This is a genomic window from Candidatus Pelagibacter sp. HIMB1593 (assembly GCF_052047755.1).
Taxonomy (GTDB): domain Bacteria; phylum Pseudomonadota; class Alphaproteobacteria; order Pelagibacterales; family Pelagibacteraceae; genus Pelagibacter.
Genome location: NZ_JBNAJK010000001.1, coordinates 505109 through 523344 on the forward strand (window position 1 = coordinate 505109; position 18236 = coordinate 523344).

At 25.2% G+C, this 18236-nt stretch carries 17 protein-coding genes; 6 read left to right on the forward strand and 11 right to left on the reverse strand.

What is annotated here, in order from left to right; translation table 11 throughout:
• Window positions 1-27: 27 nt before the first annotated feature.
• Together ACTTA0_RS02610 and ACTTA0_RS02615 are read left to right on the forward strand one after the other, a co-directional pair.
• Window positions 28-660 carry a hypothetical protein gene (locus tag ACTTA0_RS02610; RefSeq protein ID WP_440618873.1) on the forward strand — a complete coding sequence of 211 codons (633 nt, stop codon included), beginning with the start codon at window positions 28-30 and terminating at the stop codon, window positions 658-660.
• On the forward strand, window positions 660-1724 hold the full coding sequence (locus ACTTA0_RS02615) for a putative zinc-binding metallopeptidase (RefSeq protein WP_440675959.1): 1065 nt from the start codon (window positions 660-662) through the stop codon (window positions 1722-1724). Before ACTTA0_RS02610 ends, ACTTA0_RS02615 begins: the two co-directional genes overlap by 1 nt.
• On the opposite strand, the gene ACTTA0_RS02620 is transcribed toward ACTTA0_RS02615, so the two are convergent.
• From ACTTA0_RS02620 to ACTTA0_RS02630, 3 genes are read right to left on the reverse strand one after another with little or no spacing between them, the layout of a single operon-like run.
• On the reverse strand, window positions 1721-3418 hold the full coding sequence (locus tag ACTTA0_RS02620; RefSeq protein ID WP_440675960.1) for a tetratricopeptide repeat protein: 1698 nt from the start codon (window positions 3416-3418) through the stop codon (window positions 1721-1723). The two genes, ACTTA0_RS02615 and ACTTA0_RS02620, sit on opposite strands and share 4 nt — an antisense overlap.
• 33 nt (window positions 3419-3451) lie before the next feature.
• Entirely contained in the window at window positions 3452-4207 is a 756-nt protein-coding gene (locus ACTTA0_RS02625) for a prepilin peptidase (RefSeq protein ID WP_440675962.1), read from the reverse strand.
• Window positions 4208-4720, reverse strand: a complete 513-nt coding sequence (locus ACTTA0_RS02630) for an STAS domain-containing protein (protein WP_440652947.1) — start codon at window positions 4718-4720, stop codon at window positions 4208-4210. It abuts the gene before it with no gap.
• Between the two features lie 38 nt (window positions 4721-4758).
• Between ACTTA0_RS02630 and ACTTA0_RS02635 the strand changes: the two genes are divergently transcribed.
• A complete protein-coding gene (locus ACTTA0_RS02635; protein WP_440675963.1) occupies window positions 4759-5532 on the forward strand; it encodes a hypothetical protein in 774 nt (257 codons plus the stop codon).
• A gap of 9 nt (window positions 5533-5541) precedes the next feature.
• Here the strand turns inward: ACTTA0_RS02635 and ACTTA0_RS02640 are convergent, their stop codons facing one another.
• Window positions 5542-6219, reverse strand: a complete 678-nt coding sequence (locus ACTTA0_RS02640) for a hypothetical protein (protein WP_440652944.1) — start codon at window positions 6217-6219, stop codon at window positions 5542-5544.
• Between the two features lie 67 nt (window positions 6220-6286).
• Between ACTTA0_RS02640 and ACTTA0_RS02645 the strand changes: the two genes are divergently transcribed.
• Window positions 6287-7912, forward strand: coding sequence for a hypothetical protein (locus ACTTA0_RS02645; protein WP_440675964.1), 1626 nt, complete (start codon window positions 6287-6289; stop codon window positions 7910-7912).
• Here ACTTA0_RS02645 and ACTTA0_RS02650 read toward each other — a convergent pair.
• Window positions 7901-8608 (reverse strand): glycosyltransferase, encoded by a 708-nt coding sequence (locus tag ACTTA0_RS02650; protein WP_440618868.1) that lies wholly within the window; start codon window positions 8606-8608, stop codon window positions 7901-7903. The two genes, ACTTA0_RS02645 and ACTTA0_RS02650, sit on opposite strands and share 12 nt — an antisense overlap.
• Complete coding sequence (locus ACTTA0_RS02655) at window positions 8601-10490, reverse strand: tetratricopeptide repeat protein (RefSeq protein WP_440618867.1); 1890 nt, start codon at window positions 10488-10490, stop codon at window positions 8601-8603. Before ACTTA0_RS02655 ends, ACTTA0_RS02650 begins: the two co-directional genes overlap by 8 nt.
• 242 nt (window positions 10491-10732) lie before the next feature.
• Here ACTTA0_RS02655 and ACTTA0_RS02660 point away from each other — a divergent pair, with 242 nt between their 5' ends.
• Window positions 10733-11320, forward strand: coding sequence for a pilin (locus ACTTA0_RS02660; protein ID WP_440613846.1), 588 nt, complete (start codon window positions 10733-10735; stop codon window positions 11318-11320).
• A gap of 39 nt (window positions 11321-11359) precedes the next feature.
• Here ACTTA0_RS02660 and ACTTA0_RS02665 read toward each other — a convergent pair whose 3' ends face one another.
• From ACTTA0_RS02665 to ACTTA0_RS02685, 5 genes are read right to left on the reverse strand one after another with little or no spacing between them, the layout of a single operon-like run.
• The gene (locus ACTTA0_RS02665; RefSeq protein ID WP_440675965.1) at window positions 11360-13216 is read right to left on the reverse strand and encodes a hypothetical protein; all 1857 of its coding nucleotides are present in this window, start codon (window positions 13214-13216) and stop codon (window positions 11360-11362) included.
• Window positions 13197-15131, reverse strand: a complete 1935-nt coding sequence (locus ACTTA0_RS02670; RefSeq protein ID WP_440675966.1) for a transglutaminase family protein — start codon at window positions 15129-15131, stop codon at window positions 13197-13199. Before ACTTA0_RS02670 ends, ACTTA0_RS02665 begins: the two co-directional genes overlap by 20 nt.
• The gene (locus ACTTA0_RS02675) at window positions 15124-16035 is read right to left on the reverse strand and encodes a hypothetical protein (RefSeq protein ID WP_440675967.1); all 912 of its coding nucleotides are present in this window, start codon (window positions 16033-16035) and stop codon (window positions 15124-15126) included. Before ACTTA0_RS02675 ends, ACTTA0_RS02670 begins: the two co-directional genes overlap by 8 nt.
• The gene (locus tag ACTTA0_RS02680; protein ID WP_440675968.1) at window positions 16025-16909 is read right to left on the reverse strand and encodes an AAA family ATPase; all 885 of its coding nucleotides are present in this window, start codon (window positions 16907-16909) and stop codon (window positions 16025-16027) included. Before ACTTA0_RS02680 ends, ACTTA0_RS02675 begins: the two co-directional genes overlap by 11 nt.
• Entirely contained in the window at window positions 16906-17514 is a 609-nt protein-coding gene (locus ACTTA0_RS02685; protein WP_440675969.1) for a class I SAM-dependent methyltransferase, read from the reverse strand. Before ACTTA0_RS02685 ends, ACTTA0_RS02680 begins: the two co-directional genes overlap by 4 nt.
• A gap of 20 nt (window positions 17515-17534) precedes the next feature.
• Here ACTTA0_RS02685 and ACTTA0_RS02690 point away from each other — a divergent pair, with 20 nt between their 5' ends.
• The gene (locus ACTTA0_RS02690; protein ID WP_440675970.1) at window positions 17535-18230 is read left to right on the forward strand and encodes a glycosyltransferase; all 696 of its coding nucleotides are present in this window, start codon (window positions 17535-17537) and stop codon (window positions 18228-18230) included.
• The last annotated feature ends 6 nt before the right edge of the window (window positions 18231-18236 follow it).

The window sequence follows — 18236 nt, forward strand, 5'->3', positions numbered from 1 at the left end:
AAATTAATTTAAGATGTTTTTATTTAAATGAAACTAATAATTCAAACAATTTTAATTTTATTTTTTTCATCTTCTTTGTTGTATTCTGGCGAGCCTGGAGATTTACCTGGAGAAGAACAAAAAAAGCCAGAGGAAATGTTTGATGAAAAACCCATTGAAAAAGAGGGTTTGGATGTTTCAAATATTACTGAATTATTGAAACCAAAAAATACAGAAGTTGTACTTCCTAAAAATAGGCTAGAGAAAATATTCAATCAGTTTTTTTTAGCTGAACTTAATAGGGATCAATTAAATATAATTGGTGAATGCGAAAACAATCTCGCAGAGGGAAAATGTTTTAAAGTAGAGCCAAATAAATTATCAAATCATTTTAACAATTATTACTTTTACACAAATTCTCAAAATCAAGTTTATTCAATAATTGCATTTAATAATAAAAGACAAGGTGACTTAAATAATTGCAAAGAGAAAATTTCTCTATGGAAAGATTATTTTAATAGTTATGATTTAATCGAAAAGGAACCTAAAGATAATTCTTTAAATTTCGTATTAACTGATGCTCCTCAAAAAAATAGTATTGAAATCTTTGCTTCTTGTTATGATGAACAATTTAGAGATATATCATCTAGTTTTAGTATTAAATTTTTCAAAAATGTTTAATGAGAATTTTTGCTATTCTCATACTAAGTGTCTTTATTCATAATCAATTATACGCTGGTAATATTACTCCTGAGGTAAGACAAGCTTACAAGGAAAGAACAGAATTTGTAAAAAAATATATATCCACGATAAAAGAGAATAGAAAAACAAATAAAAAATTTAAGGGAAGCATAGTTGAAGCTGTTTCTGGGAGATTGTACACTAGCTGGGGGACTTTATCTCAATATGAATTAGATCAAAAAGCTTTAAAAAATTGTAAAAGTGATGGTGAGATTGAATGTCTTGTGAGATTTAGAACACTTAAGAAAAATCCTAAATATAATAGATATGCAAAATATATTAATTCAAAATCAAGTTTAAAAGTTTTGGGTGAACATATTAAATCAAAAAAAAAATTTACTTCAAAAGGGATAGATATCTTAATTAGTACCGAAAACTTTAAAAACAAAAATGATTTTTTTTGTGGTCAAGCAAAGTCGAATTATAAAGATGTTATTAATAATCTTGTAAAAGAAATAAATATTTATCCGGCATCTTTCTTAAAAAATTCAGGACTAAAATATGTAATGATTTGTGAAAAAATAACTGACAAATCATTAGGATTTGAGCCAGGTGGATTGGCACCAGGACATGTCGATCAATCACCTGGAGTTTTTTATTTGAACTTGTCAGCGGTTAATAAAATTAAAAATTCAAAAGCCAAAAAAAAATATATTAGAATTTTATTCCATCACGAATTTTATCACATAATCGATTCTAAATTATCTTTAATGCAATTAGATGAAGCTTGGGAAAAAATAAACAAAGTGGATTATTCTAATGATTTAATAACAGGGGGTATTGGAATAGATACATCTGTTGAAGGTTTTATTTCAGGTTATGCTAGAAATAATTCTGCAGAAGATAAAGCAGAATTATTTGCTTTTATGGTAGCTCAACATAAAGAATTTAAAAAAGCCATTGCTAAGGATGAAATATTATTAAAGAAATCAAAACTAATGATTTCAAGGCTTAAAGGAATTTCTAAAGAAATAGATAAAAGTTTTTGGAAAAAATTAAATTAAGATTTTCTTAAATCACTGATATTTTTAATTAGCTCTTGGCAATCCTTTTCCACCCTTGAAAATACATCCGACCAGTCTCCCTGTATTTTTTGGCGATAAATTCTAAAATTGTCATACCAAATAGTTTCATCTTTAGAATTTAACCATCGCCAATCAGAAACTTTTGGAAGTAATAACCAAGTTTGAGTACCAAGTGTTCCAGCCAAATGAGCAATTGAGGTGTCAGTTGTAATAACTAGATCTAAATATTTTATAATTGCAGCTGTATCTACAAATTTTTTTGATCCTGTATCCATCAGTAAATCATAATTTACAATATGTTCTTCCAACTGAAATTTTTCAATTTCTGAAACAGCGTTGCCTTTTTGCAAATTTATGAATGTAGCTAATGGACTCTTAACAATGCTCTTAAAACCATTTAAAGAAACTGAGTTATTAGCAACTCTAGGATTTAAACTGCTACCTTGCCAATTTAAACCAATTTTCACATTATCATTTACTTCGATAAGAGTTTCCCATTCCAGAAGTTTATTATCATTTATTTTTAGAGGTGATGGAAAAGGACAATTGCTATTAAGATCTGGTGTAAGTAAATAGATTAAATTTTGTAAGGGTATCCAATAATCATAATCATCATATTCACTTTCATTAGAAATAATTTCTTCTATAAAAACCATATCCTCAAAAAAATGATGCAGTTCTTCTTGGCACTGGAATATAATTTTACAATTTAGTTGGCTTAATGTTTCAAGATATCTCGAAAATTGTAAAGTATTACCTAATCCATTTTCTGCGATAATAAGAATTTTTTTATTCTCAATATTTTGACCATTCCAAATTAAATTTTTTTTATGAAGTACTGATTTAAAATTTTTATCTTCATATATTCTATGATGATATTCTTTAAAACCTTCTTCAAAATTTGACATTGATAAAAGAGTAGTTCCTAAATTAATTTTTGATTTGTTAAAATTAGGATTAAGTTCAATTGTTTTTCTATACATTTCAATTGCCTCAGAGTACTTTCCAGCATTTAGTAAAGTATTTGCAAAATTAAAATGTACTACATGTGAATCTGGTTTAGCCTTAATCGCTCTTTGATGACAGATTATTGCATCTTCGTATTTATGCTGAAGATAGAATAAGTTCCCAAGGTTACTTAAAATGAAATGATTACTTGGATTATTTATAAGTCCTTGTTGATAAACTTTTATCGCTTCATCATATTTTTGATCTTGTTTGTATAAAGTTGCAAGACTTAAATATGCCTTTATTTCTTTAGGATCTATTTTGATTACAGCCTTATAACATTCTATTGCTTTTTCTAAGTTTTTACTTTGTTCATATACTAGACCTAAACTTAAGTAACCATCGACATAAGTAGGGTCGTGAGCTAAAAGATTTGTCAAAACTTTTTCGGCAGCAGAGTTATTGTTTAATAAAAAAATATTTGTACCTAATCTATTAAGAGCTTTACGATCAAAGTTTCTATCTAGTGAAGATAGATAATACCAAATAGATTTATCAAAATTGTTTTGTTTATAATGAATATCTCCTATTAAATTATAAATTTCATGATTGTTAGGATCATGCTTTAATAAATTACATGCATTCTGTTCAGCAAGACCATATTGTCTATTGTCTAATAATTGATAATTTTTTTTTATGTTTTGAGCAACAAGAGATTTATTCATTTTTAAACGAATCAGTTAACTAACAATATATCTTTAAATCCAATTATAAAAGACTGATCCTAGATATGGATAGAGTGCCGAAGCTATGACAATAAAACACCCGTATGGAATTTGAAAATCTTTATCTTTTTTGTAAATATAAATAATCATTAGACCAACAATAGCCCCAGTAATTGCTGAGCTTGCTAAAATTAAATAAATTGATTTTATTCCAAGCCAAATACCAACCATTAAAAATAATTTTGCATCTCCTAACCCCATGCCTTCAACTTTTCTAATTTTAAAGAATAAAAATCTAATAATATAAATAATTAAATAACCAATTATCCCACCGATGATAGAGCCTAATATACTCACATCAAAAGGATTAAATTTGAAAAAAGTAAAAACTAACCCAAGAACAGAAAGTGGAATTGTGATTTTATCTAAAATTAAATAATATTTTAAATCAGTAAAAAAAATTATTAACAACCCTGAATAAAAAATAATGTAAGCTAAAGTTTTAAAACTAATTCCGTGTAAACTATAAGCGTAGACAAATAAGCATGCCGTTAAAATCTCTACTATAAGATAACTTACACTTATTTTACTTTTGCAATTTTTACATTCACCAAGATTAGCTATGTATGAGATGATCGGAACATTGAGATAAAAAGGTATTTTATATTTACAAGTTATGCAAAATGATCGTTTTGCAATAACATCTAAATCATTAGGAAGTCTATAAATACAGACATTATAAAAACTACCAAAGATTGATCCAATAATAAACAGAGAAAGGGTAAGCACTTACCTTTTAAATTTTATTTTATCTCCATCGTCATCATCTCTTTTGATGCTAGGGTTTGTTTCCTCAGTTTCTTTGTTTTCTGTTTCTGCATTCTCAGATTGTTGCTGAGGTTCTTCGTTTGGAGCAAGATCCACGTTCTCACTTGCTTGAGGCTCAGGTTCCTGAACAGTTTCTGGCTCTGAGCTTACTTCAGCTGCATTTGCACCAGTTACATTTTTAATTTTAAAAATTTTATCTAAGTGAGCTAATTTAATTACTTTCATGACCTCATTGCTCACATCAGTTAGAAAAAATTCTTTTGATTTACTTTTTGAAAGTTGCATACCTTCAACTAATGCAGCTATTCCTGAAGAGTCTATGTAGTTCACCTTTGACAGCTGAACTTCAATTGTCTTAACATTATCAATTAAATCTTTTATATTATCTCTTAATTCGGGTGAACTATCTAAATCAACTTCACCAGTAACAAACAATTTTCCTACATTTCCATTAATTTTTTGTTCGATAGACATATGTATTTTTTTATATTATTAGTTTTAAATTACAACATATGATTATCGACTGTATTTGCGGAAAAAAAAAATTTAAGTTAGCTGACGGAGTTATGCCACAACAGGGCTCAAAAGTTAGATGTGGCTCATGTTCTGAGGTATGGTTTTATCATCCAGATCAAGGTAACAATCCAATCAATCAAGAGGATAATGTTAATGAAGAGCAAAATTCTTTAATAGAAAATGAGAATGATATTGGAGAAAATAAAGAAATTGATGATTTCGCTGCAACAACTCAATCTGAAGTACAAGAAACTGAAAATGTAAATCAAACATCTAGTTTAGAAGACCCAGAAGATTTATTGTCCACGCCTGAAGATAAATTGTCTGAGGAGGAAGTTGGAAATGACAACTTTGATGAAATAAAAAAAGAAAACCCAGAGAGTATTTCAAACTTTAAAATATTTACAGATGAAGATCAAAATGACCTTCCATCAAAAGAAGAGATGGATAAAAATTTAGATGAATACAAAGTTGATAGAGATAAAAATCTAAATTTTTTTCAAAAATTATTTAAAAAGGACAGAATTAAAGAGGCAAAAAAATCTTTAGAAAAAGAGCAGCAACTGCAAGAACAATCTGAGCAAGAGTTAAATAAAGGAAGAAGAGCTAGATTGCTCACTTATCTACTTTTATTGTTATTAATAGTTTTTTCTGTTTTAATTGTTCCATTTAGAGATCAGGTAGGAATGGCATTTCCGTTTATGGAAAGGTATCTAGAGTTTTTAATACCTATGTATGATTATATTAAAGGACCTTTAGGACTAAGTTAGGTAGATACTTTAATTTTCAGTTTCTTGCTTTTCCTTTTCAGCTAATTTTTCTTCTTCAGCCTTAAATATTTCAATTATTTTTGACTTATCTTTTAATAATTTTTCTTTACCAGGAAAAACATAAACTCCGATTTTTCCATTAGCCAGTACTTTATCAGAGTTAGCATTTTCTCTAGAAATTTTTTCCTCGATAATATTTATTTTAAATTCACTCTCTGCAATTTTGTTTTTTAAATAAGTTAAGTTTTGAAAAGTGCTTAAGAACTGATACTCAATGTAATTAATTGAATATTTCTCACCTAATGGATCAGCTTGACTTTCATTTAAGCTATTAATTTGCACATTAAATTCACTTGCAATTCCTGAAATAGAATTTTTGAAATTTTGAAATTCAGTTGGAGACATAAACATCATTATTTCTTTAATGTATTCATATTCACTTTTATTCACGTCTTTACCAACTTTAGCCATTTCAATAATGATTTTGTCAGACTCTTCTTGGATACTCCCTGTATTAGCTAAAAGTTTGCTTTGCTTAGAAAGTTGAAGTGAAGTGTAAATTTCACCTATCAAAAATGCCAAAAAAGCAAAAATCATTACGGTAAAACCTACGACAACAAATTTTGATTTATCTTTAATAGATTCGTCTTCGACTGTTTTTGATTTATTTTTTCCTAATCCAAACATTATAAATTTTTACTATCATTTATAGATTTGATAAACTGTAAATGATTCGTACGTATAAATTTATTATATGAAAAAAACTCCAATTTACATCAAAAAAACTCTTGATGAAATTAGGCTTGAGTTACTAAAAGATAAAAAACTTAAACTATCAAGACAACTTTATGTGCAAAAACTCAAGGAAATTTTCAACGATCAAGTAATTGATCTTAAGGATGGCATGGAAGCAAAGATGTCATCAACAGGAACAGATAAAACTGTTGTAGTTTCATCGTCTCAAGACACAACTACAAAACCAATATCAACCTCAAGAAGTAATAATAGTGAAAAAATTATTTTTCTTAATAATGAAATTGTTGATCAAAATTTAAGCGAAGTAGATGAAGCTAATAATGATTTGTCTAATTTTGGAAATGTTGATGAAAATATTATTGAACTCAAAGATGAAGTTGCTGACATTAATAATCAAAAAATAATAGATTTAATTGAAGAAGTAGATGATATCATTAATCTAACTGAAGAAGTTGCAGAAACTATCGTTCATGCTCAAGAAGCTGATTATGAAAAATCTGCAAATGGTGAGGTAATTAAAGAAGAAGTAAAAAGTTCTCAAATATTCTCTAACGAACAGTTGGAGATGTTAAATGCAAAAATAAACGATTTAGATCTAGGTAGTTCTGAACTTACAGAAAAATTAGATGAGTTATTAAATCAGAAAAACCTATTCTCTGAAAAATTTAATGATGAACTTGATACAAAACTAACTGAGGCACTTACCAGATCAGAAGAAAGCATTGAAAATAAACTTAATAACATTAACGAAAGTTACCACCAAGAGTTTGAAAAATATGAGGATGAAGCAAACAAAAATTTTGCAAATTTAGAGGATCAAATTGGTAATTTAAATAATCAATTTGATGACATCCAAAATAATATCAATTCTATTTCAACTAAAATAGATGATAGCATTAGACAATTGAATGATCCTCAAAAATTAAATGAAAATGTAAATTTAGAAAAACGATTTGAAGATAAAATAAATGATTTAAAAGATTACAATTTAAAAATCGAAAATTCATTAAATAGTCTAAATAATAAAATTGATGAGACTTTAGACAACATCTCAACTTATAGAAACGAAGCCACTCAAAAAATTGAAGAGTTAAATCAAAAAGTTCAAAATATAGAGCCGGAGTTGTTTAATAAAATTGAAGAAAAACAAAAAAATAAAAGCGAGTCTGAAAAGCTTCAAGATAAATTTGATCAAATGTCAAAAATTATGGATATGCAAAATATGAGAATGTTGCAGATGTATCATTCATCTGAGTTGCAACATAGTCACTCTATATTGCAAAAAAACATGGAAGCCAAAAATACAGTACCAGAGCAAAAATCTTTTAATCCCGAATTAATTTCAGAGGAAATAAAAAAAGAGTTTTTCCCAAAAATTCAAAAAGAAATGGATAAACAATTCAACTTGTTAAAAGAACAATTATCTGAGTATGAAATAAAAAGTATTTTAGATAAAATTAGCTCAACAGATTTGAATAAAGAATTTAAAAAACCAATTAAAAAGTTTTCAAATTTAGTTGATGCAAAAAAATATGTTAAAAATTCAATTTCAAAAAAATCAAGAGAATGGATAAAACATAATGAGTTTATGATTGATGAAATTGCAAAAAAATTAATAGGTTAGAAATTTTTTTATCAAACTAATTATATAAAAATTAATTAATATCAGCAAAATTTTAGTATTCATTTTACTTTCACTCTCATAACGTCTGTTAAAATTTATTGGAACATCTTTAGCTTTCAGTTTTGTTTTTGAGTTAATTAATATATCAGCTAGGATTTTAAATCCCTTACCAAAAAATCTTTTCTTGTTTTTTAGATAAATATCCTTTTTAAATAGAAAAAAACCACTCATTGGATCTTTTGTTTGAATATTAAAAATTTTAAAAAAAAATATTAAAAATATTGAAGCAAATCTTCTTGTCTCAGATAAACCTTTATTTTTTCCCGATGTTAGTTTTCGAGCTCCTATAACAATATCCTGTCCTTTGTTAAATTCCTTAAGCATCTGAGGAATATATTTTGGATCATGTTGTAAATCAGCGTCTAAAATAAGAATATTTTTAAATTTAGCTTTTTCAATTCCATCAAAACAAGATTGGGTAAGATCTCTTTTTTTTCTTCTTAAGATTGGATTAAAAAATTTGTATTTTTTAGCTAAATTTAAGAGTATTTTTTTACTTTGATCAGTTGAATTATCATCAACGAAAATAATTTCAAATTTAGTTTTTTTTGTATGCTCAATGATTTTTAAAGTTAAAGGTTCAATATTTTTTTCTTCATTAAGTGCAGGAGCAATTATGCTTAATTCATTACTCATTTGTATTAGCAATTAAATTATTAGCTGTTTCTCTTAAAAAAGGATTTATTTCAATAGCATCCTTATATAATTGTGTAGCCTCTTTATTTAGTCCAAGTTTTTTAAGCGTTATAGCTGCATTGTAAAGTGCCGTTGCGTGCAGGGGGTTAATTACATTTGCTGTTTTAAAATTTTCTAAGGCTTTGTCATAGTTTTTTTGATAAAAATTAATTTTTCCAAGTTCAAAATATAAGTCATCAATTGGTGGATCTAAAAATGTAACTTTTTTCCCTGAAGCTTCTAATTGCTTCTTAATTTTATCATATTGTTTAAAAATTTTTTTTATTTCATTTTCAGCTTTTTGATATTCTTCATTAAAAACATAAAATCTTGCTAATTTAAAAATTCCATAAGGTTTATCTTTAAATTGTTTTTCAAATTCGTCTTCAAAAAATTTAATGCCCACCTCGTTTTCTTCGTGAATGAAATATCTTAAAAATTCTAATATAACTTCGTCAAATTTAGTATTTAATTGATAAAACTGATAAAGATTAAATTTATAAGCCGTCCAGTCATTATTTTTTACAGCATTTCTCATTGGAACCGAAAATGAATATCTATGAACATTTTTAGGACTTTTCTCATCTGTTTCAGTCATAAAAGTATAGTTATCAATATAAACTTTGCTTCTGTCATACAAAATAAAAATACAAGAAAATAGTATTAAACAGTAAAAACTCAGAGCTAATGTTTTTTTGTAAAGATGATTAGATAAATTTTTTAAAATCCAAAAAAATATTATTGAAATTGCAACAACTGATGAATATTGATATCTCTCAGCTAAATTTGAAATTAGTGGAAAACCTTTATCAACCATTCCAAAAATAACAGGCAATGTTAAACTTGCAATGATCCAAAAAACACTAATTAATAGAATTGGATCTTTCTTATTAAAAAATAAATATGTCGCAAAAATTGAATAAATTATAAAGAGAGTAAATAAAATAATGGATAAATTTAAGTCATAGTTTGTTGCATAAACATAAATATGTTCAAAAGGATAAAATAATCCAATTAAATAAAATTTTGATGAAGTAAAAAAATAAAATAATAAATCATTAAAACTGTCGTAGAAAAAAATATCATTTTTCTCAGTGAAAACACTTCTTAAATAATAGTAAACAAAAAATGTTACACATAGTAGAATAAAAACATCAAAATTTTTTTTAAAATTTTCTTTTAAATTTATTTGATGAAAATTGAGCAAAAAGATTGTTAGTGGAATTAAACCAGCTAAATAGATGGTCATTAGTTTTGAACACAATGACAGAAAAAATAATAATGCTATAAATAAATAATTAATAAATTTTTTATCATAGGCATTGTTTAGACAATAAATAAAAGTTAAAAGTCCAAAGAATAATGCTAAACTTTCATTACGGGTAGTTATATTAAAAATAATTTGTGAAGTAATAGGGTGAAATAAAAATATTAAAGAACTTAGAAAAATTAAAATATTATCTCTTAAATTACTCTCAATTCTTAAAATTTTCTTTATAAACAAATAAACTAAAAAACTATTTGTTACGTGCAAAAAAATATTTGTAAATTTAGCTATTTTTGTATTTAATATTTCAATCCCACTAAAGTTAAATAAAAAGGTTAAAAAATTATCTAATTCATGTGTTAAAAAATACACAGGATAAAAATGAAATTTTGCATATAAAAAACTAGATATAAGTTTTGCATCTCCAGGGGATCTTGTGAATTGATCTAGTAAAGCATCATCATCATAGGTTCTCCCGTAATCTAATGTGTGTTTAAAAAAAAATATAAAAAGTCCAAATGCAATTAGATAAATACAATACTCAAATATTTTATTTTGAGAGTTTGTTAGCTTCATATTTTTCTTAATAATTAAGTTTTAAATAATTTAAACCGGAATAAATTTAATTATTAATTTAACAATTTTTGATTCTGCCACTTAGTTTTCCTCAATATTTCTTTTATAATACCCCCAAATTGGGTGTATAAAAAATTTAAATAGCTATTTAAGTTAGCTATTTTTTATAGTTTACATAGTAAAGAATATTGGTAGAAGAACCTCATATATATATAATTCTAGAATATAGGAAAAACATAATTATGAAAAAAACACTACAAAAAGGTTTCTCACTTGTAGAGCTTCTAGTTGTTGTTGCAATTATTGGAGTTTTAGCAGGTGTTGGAATTGTGGGTTATCAAAGTTACACTGACTCTGCAAAAAGTAGAGTTGCGGTAGCTAACTTTAACTCAGTAAAAAGATTTGTTGAAACAGAGCTAACTCTGCTTAACAACAATATCCAAACAGTATCCGGAGCAATAAGCGCTGGATCTGACTGTTCCTCTCTTCAGGCATACACTGTTTACAGTGATAATCTAGGAGACTTTATTAAGGGACTAACTTGTTACTTTGGCACTGATGGATATGGGAATGCATTTAAAAACCCGTATGATGCTGCAGGTGGAAATCAAATTGTTTACAATTCTGCTGCTGCTGATGTGAAAAAGGGTCAGATTAACATAGCCCATTTTACAGCTGAAGATTATACGCAAAATGGTGCGGTAATTCCTTCAGGCGGATTGTTCTCATCTGCTGGAACTTCAGGATATTTTTACGTGGAATATTACACTGCAGATGGTGCAGCAGGAAGTGAAGGAGAATATAAAGCTAAAGAATTTCAACTTAAATAATTTTAAAATAAGTTAAAATTAAAATTTAAAAAAACCCCTCTAATATTTATTAGAGGGGTTTTTTTTTATTCTGTAAATTGTCCAAAAAAAGAAGATAGTAAAAATAAAAATTAACGTAAATATACTTAAATAATTAAAAAATATTTGAAGTTTTAAATGTTTAAATTCAAAAGGTTCATAATTTAAAAACTTTATTAGTTCGTCTTTTTGATCAACTTTAAATAAGAAGTTTTTTTCACAATTATTTCCTTCTGGATTTAAATAACATGAGGGATTAATAAAATTTAAATTTTCATTTATTACAAGTAAAGGATCGCCTTGATAAAATCTTAACTTAAGTTTTTTTTCAGTATTTAATGTCGTGGTGTTATTTTCTTCAGTACCATCGTATATTTTGTATTCATTAAATTTTATTTTTGAAACTATAGGTTTCAGTAATTTTAAATCATAGCCCAAAATAGGAAAATAACAGTATTGAATAGACCGATTATTTAAAAAGTAATGATGCTCATATGGACGAGAATAACTAGTTTCATCATTAACAATTGAAAGAACTTTTTCGATTTTAAAATCATCAACGTTATCTTTTGTAACATTATAATTAAGCAGTATATCCAATTCTGAATATCTAAAAATTTTATTTAATTTATTCCTATCAAATGAAATATTTTGAATAATAATAATTGATATAAATAAAAATGTTATCAAATTGTATTTTTTAAAAGAAATCTTATCAAACATCATTGCTGTAAGGATTGAAAATAACAGAACAAATGGAGTAAGCTTTCTAAGTGACAACCAGTCTGTGGTCATAAAAGGAATTTTTCCAACTAAAGAACCGAGAAATGTATTAGAGAAATTTAATAAAATTAGTACAAAAACTGCAATTAATAATACAGAACTAAACAATAATTTAAATTTATCCTTTGTAATTTCTGGAACACTTCTTAAGTAAATAACTAGGATTATCAAAGGAACAATCGATAAGTTAAATGACAATTCTTCAATTGATAAAAGAACATCAAATTTAGCAACATCATTTCCAATAGCTTCTCTAGGTGATAAGAAAAAAAAATCAAAAAAAACAGAAATAAAATGTCGAATGCTCTTAAAGTATAGAACTGATACATCTCGTTCTAATTCACCAACAAATGACCATCCAGCATAAATTTTTGAGGATGAAATCATTAGGCCAATTAAAACAGCTACAGATACATGGAATATAATTTTAAAATTTTTGAAATTGATTAGGTGTAATACTGTTAGAAAAAAAACAAAAATTAAAATTTCAATAACAATTCTTGTTCCACCGCTGTGCATGATAGTTGCAAAGATTAACCCGGCACATGAGATTAAAAATAATGAAGATATTTTATTTTGATTATTTAAAGATAAAGCACATAAGAAGAAAAAAAATGGAACTATATAATATAAACCCCATGCAATATGACCAGACAAATAATGAAAAGCAAAACAATGGTTAAATAAAAATATTGTTGATCCAATTAAAGACGCATTATTAGATAGTTTAAAAATATTTCTTAAAACTAAGAAAAAACCACAAAAACCAATTAATGAATATAAAAAGAATATTACTTTGAATGTAGTTAGTGGTTTTAAAAACAAAAATAAAAATTGCACTGGTGAATAAAATTCTGATTCTGGGTTTGAATACAAAGGCAATCCACAACAAACATGAGGAGTAAACCAAGGAACATCCAATCCATTTTTAAAAAACCAGATTTTACCAAATATTAACCTTGATAATGCAGATTGAAAATCAAAATGGTGTTTTTCAAAATCTAAATAGGATAGGAAAATAATCTGATGAATTAAAAAGATTAAAACTCCTGATAAAAACAATATTAGTTTTGTTTTATTTTTTAAAATAAGCATATTTTAATATTTTTATATTTATCTCATAAAAATTCTTTATTGAAACTTTGAAATCTTTACTAAACTTAAGCTTCTCATAAAAATCAAATAAAATTTTATATTTATTCTGATCAATAATGTTTAATGAACTAAATATTTCTTGATGTGTCATAAATTCTGAAATGTTTTTATTTTCTTTTCTGAGTTTTTTAAAAAATAATGTAAATAAAAATTTTTTGGAATTAATAAAAGTTAGAATTTTAGTAACGTAAAAAACAAAAATTGAAAAAAAAATAAGAGTTAGGAAATATTTATAGTTATTTGCTTTTGTTAATTTTTCTTTGATAAAATTTGATCTCGATTTTTCGTCATATCTAATAAAACTATTAGTCCATATATAGTTTATGTATTCAAAATAAATTCCAATTCTATTAATATCCATTTGCCCAGTTTCAAAATTATTTGTTGACGATGTATTGAAACTATCAAAATTGTTGTTGTTTGAATTTAAAATATTATTACTAGGAACAGACAATGTTGGGTCATACAATACCCAATCATCATTTATAAAAATTTCCACCCATGAATGAGCATCTTGTTGCTTAAATGTATAGAAATTCCCAATTTCATTATAAGATCCACCATAATAACCAGTGACTATTCTAGATGGTATGCCTGCTAGTCTTGCAAGTATTGCAAATGTTCCGGCATAATATTCACAATATCCATTTTTAGTATTGAAAAAAAAGTTTGCATAATCATTGCCTTGAGTACCAGGGGTTAGACTGTAATAAAAATCATTAGTCTTAAACTCATTTAAAATTTTATTTAAATACTCATTAGCATTTTTTGATTCTTCATAATTTGTTTTTGCCCATTGCATTAATTTAGGAGAAATATTTTTAGGCAAAAGTGTATAATACTTCAAAATATTATTTTGAAATGTAATATCTTTTTTATCATAAATTAATTTGTATGATTTTTTATTATTTAAAATTTCTCTAGAGGTAAGTGTATTATTAATTAAATTTAAATCTAAATTTGAATTATTAAAATTATAGTTTGCTAATTTAGGTAGCCAGTTTTTTTCATGTGGAAACATTATTAATGAAGCATCAACGCTTTCGTTTATGTCATTATTAGAGACTTTAAAACTATTCTTAAATTGTGAGAGTAATATTTTATATTCTGAATTTAACCAATCTTTATTGTTATTTAACTTATCAAATACCTTAACCCTGAAGTAGTACTTTTGATTAATATCTTGATTATTAATCTTAAATATAAAAACGTTTTCTTCACTACCTGATATATTGTGAAATGAACCTAGACTGATTTCATCAGGTATGCCTAACTGATTTTTCTTGGTTTCAAATAGTTTTATATTCAATTCTGCCCTTGGAAAAATAAAGTACACAATTGCAATTATAGGAATAATACTAATTGCAAATATAAAATATTTAACAAGATTATTTAAATTTAGTTTTAATATCTTAGTTTGATTTAGTGAATAAAGATGAATGATTGATAATATAATTATCAAAAGAGAGAGAAGTGAGCTTATTAAGTCTTGACCGTAGACAAGTGAGCTTACAGCTAAAAATACACAAGTAAATCCAAAAAAATAATGATTTTCTTTTTTTTCAATTTCAGAATATTTTAGAAAGGCTAAACCCAAAATCAAATTTATAAAATACTCTTTAGATAATGTTTGATCATTTAAAATAAATAAGATGCAAACTGTAGATATAGCCAAAATAGAACTGAATACCTTTTTATAATTATAGTTGAAGCTTTTTTGAAGAATAGCAAAAACATATAAGATAATAAAAAAAAGATTTGTTATTATGTCAACTTCATCAATTAAAAGTAAATAGCTTGATGTTAATATTACCAAAGCATTAAAATTATAATTTAATAAATTTAGTCTAAACATTTGCAAGGTAAGTTAAGAGTTTGTTTCTATGTTCTAAAGAGCAAGCGATCGTAGAAATAAAATCTTTATTTTTTAATAAAAATGGTTTTTTTAAATTATAAAAATATTCAATCAAATAGCTGGCATAAGAAAGTTTTTTTTCAAAACTATCATTATTCAATTTTTGTAGGTCTATGGTTACATGTTGTAAATTATTAGAAAACTTGAATTTTTTTTCATAAAGCTTTTTTTTAATTGATGAGTGTTTCCATGAAATTTTAGATAAATTTGTATTTTCTTTATTTTCTTCAATTTTATCAAATTCATAGTCAAAACCTTCATCAGTGTTCAGCTGATATAGTTGTTCAAAAATTTCATTTGAGGGTTTAATTGGCTCTGGGTAAATAGTTAGATATTCGCTAAAAGACACATTTGTGAAAGTTTTTATAATACCAAAAGGGAATTGAGAGTGAATATCTAAAGTTGGGGCTTTAACATTACCCCTTTTATTAAATTTATGCTTTAAATTTATATTAATTTTATTTTTGATATCTGCTTTGACACTATCTTTTCCTAAATCAAAATTAATATTAAGTCTTTCTCTTTTATGTTTGTCATTAATTAGGTATCTTAAATTTACAATTTTATTAGCTGGGTGAAGTTTATCATTAATATATAAATCTAAATTAAGTAAGTTTTGATAAGAGATTAGAATTGAGATGAAATAAATAAAAAATAAAATAATTGATAAGAGCAGTGCAAAATTATTTTGATAAAAAATAGCTACCGAAAAACAAAAAAATATTAAAGCTGCAATTTGAAACCCTCTTAAATTTGGAAAGATATATAAATTTTTTCTACTGATAGTGTTAAGATATTTTAGAGATTTTTTTAAAAAAAACTTTTTCCAAAAACTATTTTTCATCAGGTAGAGGAACTTTCTTTAGAACTTCATTTTTCATAAACTCAATAAATTCGTTTTTTTCAACAATATTCAATCGATGACGAAGTATATAAGGAAGCACATCCTTAATTTCTTGATATGTTACATATTTATTTGAGTTTAAGTAACTTAATGATTTTGAAAGACTGATTGTTTGTTTTAGGCATCTTGGAGAAATATGAATATTATTAAAATTATTCTTTATGAATTGAGAGACGTTATCTAAATATTCAATTACACTATCATTGATATTTATCTGGCTAATATCTTTAATAGTTTGATCATATGAAAAATTTGATTTAATTGAATTATTGATTATCTCGTTTTTTAGTAATTCTATTCTTTGATCTTTACTCAGTTCCTCTAAAGAAAATGAAATAGTAAAACGATCTAATTGTGATTCTGGTAATAAAGAAGTACCAGACAAATCTGATGGATTTTGTGTTGCAATAACAGAAAAAGGAATTGGAAGATTAAAGGTGTCCTTATCAATCGTTACTGTTTTTTCCTCCATAGATTCTAGAAAAGCACTTTGTGTTTTTGGACTTGCACGATTTAATTCGTCTGCGAGAACTATATTTGTAAAAATTGGACCTTTGTTAACTACAAATTCGTTATTTTTTAAGAATGTGTATCCAATTATATCACTTGGTAATAAATCAGATGTAAATTGAATTCTTTTAAATTTTAAATTCATTGCATTTGTTAAAGATTTTGCAAAAGTAGTTTTTCCTGTTCCTGGAAGATCTTCAATTAAAATATGCCCTCCACTTAAAATTGTAGCTATAGAAATTTTAATCTTGAATTCATTTCCAATTATATTGGTTGAAATAGTGTCTATTAATTCTTTAATCATTTTGGTTTTGTGAAATAAATATTTTTGCTGTTCGATATAATATAACTGTCAATTACTTCAAGATTTGAATTTATTATTTTTGTTTTATCTGGAGTAAGATTAATAAAAACAAAATAACAATTTCTTTTTATTAATTTTAACTTTTCAACTATTTTTTTTAAATCATCTCTTTTTTTAACAGGATCATTAAGAATAAATAAATTGTAGTTTTTTGAATTTAAATCAAAGTCTAAAATATTTTGATTTAGAATATTTATTCTTTCATTTTCTAATGATTTAGATATTCGATAAATATCTTTATCCAACTCAATACCATCAATTTTGTATTGATTTATTTTACCAAAAAAATATAGCACTTTCCCATAACCCGATCCAAGATCACAAATTAAATTAATATTTTTTTTTTCAACGAAAGATTTTATTCTTTTTAAGAATGTGAATGGACATGGAATAGAGTCTGATAAAAAGTTGCTTTTTAGATACTTGAAATTATTTAGATTTTTATCGTATTTAAAATTGAATAAAATTTCATTTATAATTATTGGAATAGTATAAAAATGATAATTTAAAATTATATGATACAAGGCTCTAATGTTATTTAACATTTTAAATTAAATATATTGTAATGGGAAATCTATCAATAGTATTAAGTTCTTACAACGAAGTAGAAAATATTAAATTTGCAATTGATGCATTGGTTAATCAGACCGTTGTTAAAGAAATAATAATAATTGATGATAATTCATCTGATGGAACAATTGATATTTTAGAAAATTATAATCATCCAAAAATAAAATTTGTAGTTAGAAAAAACATCAGAGGTTTCGCCAGTGCTTTTATTGATGGTATTAAACTATGTTCTGGAGAGTATATTTTAAGATTTGATATTGATATGTTCAATAGTATTGATCATTTTATTAAAACTTTTGAAAATATTAAAAATGAGGATTGTATAATATTTTCTAGATATGTTGAAAACGCTTTAGATCAAAGAAGTAAATATAGAAAATTACCAAGTTTAGTAATTAACAAATTATGTCAGTTGCTTCTTTATTCACAAGTTAAAGACTACACAAGTTGTATAATAATATTTAAAAGAAACATTTTAATTGATACTTTTCCAAGGAATACTTTTTATGCAAATTTCATCATTGATTTTATTTTTGAGATAAAAAAAAATAATAAAATAATAAAAGAAGTTCCATTTATTCAAGAAAAAAATACTGAATTAAACAGTAAATCAGCACCAAGTATTTTAAAATTTTTAACTAATGGTTTATACTATCTTATTTCAATATTAAGGTGTTCATTAAATAAATAAAAAATA

Coding starts and splice junctions, on each gene's coding strand:
- ACTTA0_RS02610 (WP_440618873.1), top strand. CDS start 28: ATGAAACTAATAATTCAAACAATTTTAATTTTATTTTTTTCATCTTCT.
- ACTTA0_RS02650 (WP_440618868.1), bottom strand. CDS start 8,608: ATGAGTAATGAATTAAGCATAATTGCTCCTGCACTTAATGAAGAAAAA.
- ACTTA0_RS02630 (WP_440652947.1), bottom strand. CDS start 4,720: ATGTCTATCGAACAAAAAATTAATGGAAATGTAGGAAAATTGTTTGTT.
- ACTTA0_RS02635 (WP_440675963.1), top strand. CDS start 4,759: ATGATTATCGACTGTATTTGCGGAAAAAAAAAATTTAAGTTAGCTGAC.
- ACTTA0_RS02685 (WP_440675969.1), bottom strand. CDS start 17,514: ATGTTAAATAACATTAGAGCCTTGTATCATATAATTTTAAATTATCAT.
- ACTTA0_RS02645 (WP_440675964.1), top strand. CDS start 6,287: ATGAAAAAAACTCCAATTTACATCAAAAAAACTCTTGATGAAATTAGG.
- ACTTA0_RS02660 (WP_440613846.1), top strand. CDS start 10,733: ATGAAAAAAACACTACAAAAAGGTTTCTCACTTGTAGAGCTTCTAGTT.
- ACTTA0_RS02620 (WP_440675960.1), bottom strand. CDS start 3,418: ATGAATAAATCTCTTGTTGCTCAAAACATAAAAAAAAATTATCAATTA.
- ACTTA0_RS02655 (WP_440618867.1), bottom strand. CDS start 10,490: ATGAAGCTAACAAACTCTCAAAATAAAATATTTGAGTATTGTATTTAT.
- ACTTA0_RS02675 (WP_440675967.1), bottom strand. CDS start 16,035: ATGAAAAATAGTTTTTGGAAAAAGTTTTTTTTAAAAAAATCTCTAAAA.
- ACTTA0_RS02615 (WP_440675959.1), top strand. CDS start 660: ATGAGAATTTTTGCTATTCTCATACTAAGTGTCTTTATTCATAATCAA.
- ACTTA0_RS02680 (WP_440675968.1), bottom strand. CDS start 16,909: ATGATTAAAGAATTAATAGACACTATTTCAACCAATATAATTGGAAAT.
- ACTTA0_RS02640 (WP_440652944.1), bottom strand. CDS start 6,219: ATGTTTGGATTAGGAAAAAATAAATCAAAAACAGTCGAAGACGAATCT.
- ACTTA0_RS02690 (WP_440675970.1), top strand. CDS start 17,535: ATGGGAAATCTATCAATAGTATTAAGTTCTTACAACGAAGTAGAAAAT.
- ACTTA0_RS02670 (WP_440675966.1), bottom strand. CDS start 15,131: ATGTTTAGACTAAATTTATTAAATTATAATTTTAATGCTTTGGTAATA.
- ACTTA0_RS02665 (WP_440675965.1), bottom strand. CDS start 13,216: ATGCTTATTTTAAAAAATAAAACAAAACTAATATTGTTTTTATCAGGA.